We start from the raw sequence: 5,737 nt of genomic DNA, 5'->3' as shown, positions 1-5,737 counted from the left end.
AATGCGATTTTCATGTCGATCAGATCAAGCCAGCTGTCTGTGACGCCGGCGTGGTCTTGGAAAAAGGCTTTGATGTTGTCAGCGCCCCGGCCTGAGAAGTCGCTGTCACCGAGGTCAGCCATACCTTGAAACGCTTTTTTTAGATTGACCATCTGACCGCGCAGTTTTTTATATTCACCCGCGCGCTGTTTGGCGGCGGCCAGCAGGCTGTTTGTTTCGAAAACTTTCATGACCATATCCTTTCATTCGAAATACTTCAACAAGATATTACCATGGAGGAATGAAGAAAAAGATCGCTGTACGATTCAAAAGGGGAAAATGAATAGTTTGGCCTGAGTCTTTTTGCTTATTCCTGAGTAGTTAAACATTTAAGTAATGAGGGTTATCAGCTGGTAGCTTGCTTGGAAACACCCGGCAGCGTTTAAGGCCCCCTTGTCACTTTTGGAATGCTCAAGCCGGTTAAAAAGGTTGGGACAGTCGCATTGTTTTTGCTTGGACATGTACAAGCCCTTAAAAAGAATTGAAAGCTGGCAGGAAGAGGTACCGTCCCTATGATGAATGAGCCCTTCTCGAAATGAGGATGGTTTTGTATGTCGTACGTTTGCCATCTATTTACAAACATTCATCGTCTTAATATAAATTGAAACTTATTTAGAATAATTAGAGAAAATTCTGACTAAAATGATTTAAAACAATTTAAAAAAATTTGGTATGCTCAATGCATGATTTAAAAGGTTTTCGTCAGGGTATACCCAAAATAGACCAAACTTTTCACTTGTAAACTGAGAGTTGCTGTAGTATATTAATCAAAGATAAACAAGAAATTCCAATTGACTTCTCTTGTTTAACCATGTAGAATAGAAAATTTGGAGGGATTTAAAATGAGTATCAGAGCATGGTTTGGCTTGGATGCAAAATATGACCTGGATAATAAAATCAATAAAGCGTTGAATAGGTTGTTAGAATTGTATTCCACTGCCCTGCAAAAATACTTTAAAATAGATTACTCCTCAAATTTTGATGATTTTGTTAAACGAATTAATGTCGATAATTTAAACAAACAAGACAAAATCTTTTTGCGATGGTTAACAGATGAGGGAATAAAGTCTTTTTCTATACTAAACCAAAAACTGCATGACGATTTACAGGTTATTTCTTCTATAGAATATGAAGAGTATCTTCTTAATGAAGAACTTGATATGCAGTATCCTGAAGATTTGAGAAATGTGATTATTTCCATAGCTAATAATTTACATGGATACATGTCTATATGTAATGAAAGTGAGCAAGCTGCTTCTCAGGAAAGATCTGTCTTGACTAGCAAAAAAAGGTTTTATAAAATTGGATATGGTAGTAAAACGGATGGAAATGAAAAGCCGTATCAAAGGACTACTAAAAGTAGTCCTTTTTTTATAGGAGGATTTTTATATGGAAGATTTGATGGGGTACTATACCCTTTGTGCTAACAGTGTTCAGTTAGATGAAGTGAAATTAGAACAAATGAATTGCATTAACAGAGGCTTAGAGAATAGAGTTGAAAATGAAGTAGAAATCTCTTTACAAAGAAGAGTTGAGTTAATTGATTCATCGAAAGCTGAAATAGCACTTAGAGCTAGAGTCGGGTTCGAGGAAGAAGGCCCTTTCTTTTTTGATATTGTCTATAGTGCTGTATGTAATTTGTCTGATCCTTCAAAGGAGGATGAATTTGAAAAATACACTTATGACCAAGTAGTCCCTTTATTACTTCCTTATGTGAGAGAATGTGTGGCAAGTATGTTGTCACGTATGGGTCTCCCGATTTTTACCATTCCTACTATTGATGTTTTGAAAACATTGGAAGTAAATAAGAGTAATGAAGAATTGGTAGAGTAACAAATGGATAAAACGAAAGATGTTAAGTTTAAGAGAAAGGACTATCCACCTGCACCTCATATTCTTGATTCAATAGAAAAGGTGTCCAAGCATTTTGAAACAAAAAGAGATTACATTTATGAATTTTGTGGAATGGTCCAGGCATCAAAGCGTTGGAGATTTTCACGGCGTTTATCTGATAGTTTGAAAATATGGAAGGCACAATTTATAAAAGATAAGCCAAATAGATTTGAAATAGCAGATATAATAGAAGACGCTTTTCTAAAATGTACTTCTGATGATGAGATAGACGAATTAAGAGGTGGTCTTCTAGAAGCTCTATTAATAGGGATAAAAGGTGGAGGAGTAAGCAGCCTTAATGACTATCAAAGCTACCTTAATAGAGGATGGGGAGCAAAGGTGTACTTAACTGCTGATAACCATACTAGAGGGATTTACTATGAATGCAACAAAAAAGAAACAGACGGATGCACTAATAGATCTACTGTAGATTATGGTGAATGGGATGGAAAGTTGAGTAACTTTTATGAGTGTAAGGCGAGCCCTAACAGTATAAGTTGCAAAGAAGTTATGTATATGGACTTTTTAAGAAGTGAGCTCGATAAAAGGGATATAGCACATAATATACATTTTGTTTCAGCTGAGGCAAAGTTAAGTGTTAAACTAAAGTTAGACTCATGGGGAGCGCATTCTTCTTTTATTCCTGTTGGTTATGAGGATTTAAAAGAAATGGCTAATTAAATTTATTTTGTTTATTTACTGTTGCAAATTTATCTATAACCCCAAAAGAGGGAGTTTCTGAAGGTCTTAGAGATTTTCAGAAACTCTTTTTTTATTGGTACCATGTTAAATACTCCATATTTACTTCTTTTTATCCCATTTCAATTCACCTTTCATCATTAAGCTCTTCACAGCTGCGCGAATATCCTTTTCGCTCTTTCCTGTTTTCCTTTTCAATTGTTCCATGGAGGGATTTTTTCCGAAGCGGGTCATATTAAAAATAATCCGATATACTTTACGCTCAAAATCGATCATTGCGATTCAACTCCTGAAGGATCATATACGAACGTAGGTTCTATTGTCGATAAATCTGATTTGGGGACAGTTGGGGACGAATTGGGGACCAACTTGTTCATTTTCAGCCAAAACAGAAGATTTTTAATCAGAAAGACTGGTCAGCAAACCTTATAAAATAAGGTTTGAAAATAAAACGTCTGTTCGTATCAGAAGATAATCACTGCCTTGACAGGGGAGAGGTAGCTGGTTCGAGCCATGTCGGAATCATAGCTTAAACCCTTGCGTAGCAAGGGTTTTTTAATTTCCCTTAATAATGCCGGTTTATCAAATTCGCAAGTTGTTGGCGAACTTGATTTTTTGGCTAGAAATTTATTGGCTGTATCTCTTTTTAGGATCAAAATAGTTGAAAAGTTCAGCTAGTGATGCCGTCAAGTAGATCCAAACCGCACTGTCGGTATTGCATTTCTATCCGATAAGAAAGCCGAAAAATTCGGTATCAATATAAAAAGGCCCTCCATAAAATGGGGGCCTTTCAGTGTTTCTTTTAAATAGCCTCTTTTAGTTGTTCTATTACACTTTTTAACCATTCTATAGGCGGTAAGCCAATTGTCGGGAAATATATTTCTGCATTACACTTTATAATGTCTTCCTTTTCTTCTTTAGTTAGATCGCTATTTAGAAACTCTTCGCAATACTTTACTGTAAATAGCAAACCTTCTTTACTAATTTCCTCAATAAATTCGTCTAAGGCGTGTTCAGGGGATTGGGTATCTTGATGAAATGTTGCACCTAAAAAATTTTCTAATTCATCTAAGAAATCATACCTTTCATCCATGATACTTCCTCTCTTTCTATTTGGTTGGATATCCTGTAAGGATAAATTTACCGTTATTATCTTTTTTGAGTATAATTTTTGCGTTTGTAACGTTTTCTACTAGATCTGAATTTCTTGATACACTTCTGCCGATTATTTCTCCATCGCCCTTGTATCTTAACATTAATTTAGGTTTTTTAGGATCATCAATCCAATTTTCGATTTTCTTTATATTTTTTGGATCGTTTAAAACTGAATTAGCAATTCTTTCAGCGGTAGCCCTATCTTTAAAAGTAGATGAAGCTGTAATATGTGGGTTAGGATCAGTTTTCAGTCTTTCTATTAATTCTTTATCTGTTTTCCCAACATGTCTTTCTATAAGATGCCCGCCTTTTGCTTCATGAGCAGCTAAGCCACCGCCTGGTGCGAGAGGACTGCTGTCTCCTTGTTTAACACTATGTATGCCGTTATTGTCAGAAGTCACTGATTTACTGAGAACACTCTCTTTCTGATCTTCAATAATACTTTTCAACAAAGGCGTATTCTTCACATTGTGAGTATTTTCAATATCCTGTGCTATTCCGGCAAGCGCGGGTTCGTACTTGTTTTTCGAAAAGGAATTGATGTAGTTTTGTCCTTTTTCAATCCCGGTTTTTACATGTTTTGCGGCCGCTTTTTCTCCGGCTTCCAAGACGTTATCCACTTTGGCGGCACCTGTTTTAGCGAGCTTGCTTGTTACTTTTACAGCTGAGCCGGAACCTTTGAGTCCGACGATGCTTATTTATTGATTTTGTCATCATTCATCGAGGGGCGAATTGGGGACGGAACTGCTTTTTGGGCTGATTTTGAAGTACATTCGCTGTATACTGCAAGGGAGATAAACATCGCCTTTAAGGCGTAGGTCTTTGCCGAAACCTGTTCATTTCAGAGAAATACAGAAATTTCGTATCACTGAACGGCTAAAGTGATAACGATCAGCAGCTGGTTAATCCAGCTGTTTTTTTGTATTTGAAAAACGGAATATTTAGTTTTTTATGGCAAATACAGCGGCACTCCGAAAATCATTCACAATACAGGAAATGACGGATGCGGCCGCCAATGAAATCAGTTATATGTCGGGTAACAGCGAATCGACAAGCTATCATTTTGCCGTCGATGATAAAGAAGTGATTCAGGGGGCTCTTCATCTGAAGGCAAGAAAGCATCCTTCCTCTTGTCTTCCGGTTTTTTTAAGTTGAAAACCCATTAAAATCCGAGGGGAGAGCGTAAAACAGATTCGAACGGCGCTGTCGCCCTTCATTATAGCGAAAGAACTTCGGGATTGATGGTGCATATAGAGCGAAGACAGCGAATGCAGTAATTCGATTTCAATTGATGAATGGATTAAAAGCTGATGAATTTATGCGCTTGAACCAAAGTAAAACTTGAAGTGTTGTTAAAATAAGCGGAGACCCTTTCCTTTTTTACAGACTCTCTCCCACACTGACAAGAAGAGGTTTGTGTTAAAGCAAAATCTAAGAAATTAAACCCAAAAAGATTGCAACGACAAGCTTCTAAAGAGATGAAAAATATCGGGATATCAACTAAGGCATAAAAAGCGATAAAACAGGAGCTTGAAACAAGAAAAGAAAAAACAACTGAATAGAAAATAAAGAGAAAAAATAAAGGAACAAAAATATTTAATCAGAAAACAAAAAGCAAAAGAAAAGCATAGGGGCAGATTGAAAAGTTGAGCGGCATCAGTTTTTTGCTTCGGACTGATTTAGAGAAAAAGAAGTATAAGTCAGAGCCCTTCTCAAGACGAGGAGGGTTTTTCTGCAATTTATTCAAATACACTTACATCAGTAAATGCGGCTGAACGTTTCAGTACGATTCAGCTCAAGTATGGTTTGAAGCCAGACGCATTTACGGACCAAAAACGAAAGCGAAATTGAATTAATAAAAGAAGCCCTTCTTATGGGACTGCCCCCCGTTTTTGAGACAGGGGTCAAAACACCTTTTAAACAGCCAATTGCCGATAGTTTATCGGTGATT

The 5,737-nt window shown here is 36.7% G+C and carries 7 protein-coding genes and 4 pseudogenes; 6 read left to right on the top strand and 5 right to left on the bottom strand.

Translation table 11 applies throughout. From position 1 onward, the window contains the following. The coding region (locus tag G9F50_RS20195; protein WP_260398197.1) for a T7SS effector LXG polymorphic toxin at positions 1-230 on the bottom strand (230 nt) is incomplete at its 3' end. 651 nt (positions 231-881) lie between these two features. Between G9F50_RS20195 and G9F50_RS20190 the strand changes: the two genes are divergently transcribed. From G9F50_RS20190 to G9F50_RS20180, 3 genes are read left to right on the top strand one after another with little or no spacing between them, the layout of a single operon-like run. Beyond that, positions 882-1,466, top strand: a complete 585-nt coding sequence (locus G9F50_RS20190; protein WP_060561990.1) for a hypothetical protein — start codon at positions 882-884, stop codon at positions 1,464-1,466. Then, entirely contained in the window at positions 1,429-1,872 is a 444-nt protein-coding gene (locus G9F50_RS20185) for a protein-export chaperone SecB (RefSeq protein ID WP_231945411.1), read from the top strand. The genes G9F50_RS20190 and G9F50_RS20185 overlap by 38 nt, the downstream gene beginning before the upstream one ends. A 3-nt stretch (positions 1,873-1,875) precedes the next feature. Beyond that, a complete protein-coding gene (locus G9F50_RS20180; protein ID WP_060561989.1) occupies positions 1,876-2,613 on the top strand; it encodes a hypothetical protein in 738 nt (245 codons plus the stop codon). Positions 2,614-2,733: 120 nt separating this feature from the next. On the opposite strand, the gene G9F50_RS20175 is transcribed toward G9F50_RS20180, so the two are convergent. The 3 genes and pseudogenes from G9F50_RS20175 to G9F50_RS20165 form a co-directional block, all read right to left on the bottom strand. After that, the gene (locus G9F50_RS20175) at positions 2,734-2,907 is read right to left on the bottom strand and encodes a hypothetical protein (RefSeq protein WP_165406616.1); all 174 of its coding nucleotides are present in this window, start codon (positions 2,905-2,907) and stop codon (positions 2,734-2,736) included. Between the two features lie 526 nt (positions 2,908-3,433). Further along, positions 3,434-3,724, bottom strand: a complete 291-nt coding sequence (locus tag G9F50_RS20170) for a contact-dependent growth inhibition system immunity protein (RefSeq protein WP_025284571.1) — start codon at positions 3,722-3,724, stop codon at positions 3,434-3,436. Between the two features lie 16 nt (positions 3,725-3,740). Continuing rightward, a pseudogene (locus G9F50_RS20165) lies at positions 3,741-4,481 on the bottom strand (RNase A-like domain-containing protein); the annotation flags it as partial. Positions 4,482-4,766: 285 nt separating this feature from the next. On the opposite strand from G9F50_RS20165, the pseudogene G9F50_RS20160 reads away from it, so the two are divergent. The 3 pseudogenes from G9F50_RS20160 to G9F50_RS20740 form a co-directional block, all read left to right on the top strand. Continuing rightward, a pseudogene (locus tag G9F50_RS20160) lies at positions 4,767-4,881 on the top strand (N-acetylmuramoyl-L-alanine amidase); the annotation flags it as partial. A gap of 130 nt (positions 4,882-5,011) precedes the next feature. Next, positions 5,012-5,131 (top strand): annotated as a pseudogene (locus tag G9F50_RS20155) (peptidoglycan-binding domain-containing protein); the annotation flags it as partial. Between the two features lie 35 nt (positions 5,132-5,166). Continuing rightward, positions 5,167-5,436: pseudogene (locus G9F50_RS20740) on the top strand (DUF2992 family protein); the annotation flags it as partial. Positions 5,437-5,544: 108 nt separating this feature from the next. On the opposite strand, the gene G9F50_RS20485 reads toward G9F50_RS20740, so the two are convergent. Further along, the coding region (locus G9F50_RS20485; protein WP_221413095.1) for a hypothetical protein at positions 5,545-5,737 on the bottom strand (193 nt) is incomplete at its 5' end.

It is taken from the genome of Bacillus sp. EKM206B (assembly GCF_011066015.1).
Taxonomy (GTDB): Bacteria; Bacillota; Bacilli; order Bacillales; family Bacillaceae; genus Bacillus; species Bacillus velezensis.
The sequence above is the reverse complement of the archived record's forward strand: the minus strand, read 5'-3'. Positions and strand labels throughout refer to the sequence as shown.